Raw genomic sequence first — 1,331 nt, 5'->3', positions numbered from 1 at the left:
CGTCCACCCGTCGCCATCTTTTCCGCATCGTCCGGCTGCTGTAGGATGCCGGCCATGACGAAGCCCGCGACCCTGTTCCGGAATTGGTGGCGCAGCGCCTGACGGCGGCTGCGCGTGCTTCGTCCTGCACCCTGGCCGCTCCGATGGAAGCGGCCTTTTTCATGTCCTGAGACGGCGATCCATCCGAGCGGCCCTTCCTCCCTGCTCGAAAGGATTCGTCCTATGTCTCTCGCCCTCCTTGCGCATCCACCTGCGCCCGAGATCACTGAAGCCGATGTCGTGCTGACCGGCGACCGGCCGACCGGGCCGCTGCATCTCGGCCATTACGCCGGCTCGCTGGCCAACCGGCTGCGGCTGCAGCGCCTGTGCCGGCAATTCGTGCTGATCGCCGACCTGCAGGCCCTGACCGACAACGCCGCCGATCCCGGCCGGGTCAGCCGCAACGTGATGGAGGTGGCGCTCGACCACCTCGCCATCGGCCTCGACCCGGCGCGCAGCGCCATCGTGCTGCAGTCCGCAGTGCCGGAGATGGCCGAGCTGGCGATGCTGTACCTCAACCTGGTCACCGTCGCCCGGCTGGAGCGCAACCCGACGGTGCGCGACGAGATCCGCCAGCGCGGCTTCGCCCGCGACCTGCCGGCGGGATTCCTGTGCTACCCGGTCAGCCAGGCGGCCGACATCACCGCGGTGGCGGCGACGCTGGTGCCGGTCGGGGCCGACCAGGCGCCGATGCTGGAGCAGACGGTCGAGATCGTGCGCGCGGTCAACCGGCTGGCCGGCGCCGCGGTGCTGCCGGAGCCGCGTATCCTGCTGTCGACCACGCCGCGGCTGCCGGGGTTGGACGGCCAGGGCAAGGCCAGCAAATCGGCCGGCAACGCCATCGACCTGCGCGACGATGCCGACACGGTCCGCGCCAAGATCCGCCGCATGTACACCGATCCCGCGCATCTGCGGGTCAAGGATCCGGGCCGGGTCGAGGGCAACGTCGTCTTCGCCTATCTCGACGCCTTCGATCCCGACCCGGCGACGGTGGCCGACCTCAAGCGCCGCTACCGTGCAGGCGGGCTGCCGGACATGGCGGTGAAGCGCCGGCTGGAGGAGGTGCTGGAGGCGCTGCTGGGCCCGATCCGCGAGCGGCGGGCGCAGCTCGCACTCGATCCCGGCGAGGTCCGCGCCGTCCTGCGCCGCGGCACGGAGGCGGCGCGGCAGCAGGCAGCGCAGGTGCTGGATGCGGTGCGCGGCGTGTTCGGGCTGGTCCGGCGGTGAGCCCGCTCGTGTTGGGGGGGGGGGGGGGGGGGCCCCCCGAGGGGGGGGGGGGGGGGGGGGAGGAG

General features: G+C 72.4%; 1 protein-coding gene. It reads left to right on the top strand.

What is annotated here, in order from left to right; translation table 11 throughout:
• Positions 1–222 precede the first annotated feature (222 nt).
• The gene (gene trpS / locus AAHM41_RS40185; protein ID WP_342242255.1) at positions 223–1,266 is read left to right on the top strand and encodes a tryptophan--tRNA ligase; all 1,044 of its coding nucleotides are present in this window, start codon (positions 223–225) and stop codon (positions 1,264–1,266) included.
• Positions 1,267–1,331 lie beyond the last annotated feature (65 nt).

The sequence above is a fragment of the Inquilinus sp. OTU3971 genome, from assembly GCF_038440215.1.
The sequence above is the reverse complement of the archived record's forward strand: the minus strand, read 5'-3'. Positions and strand labels throughout refer to the sequence as shown.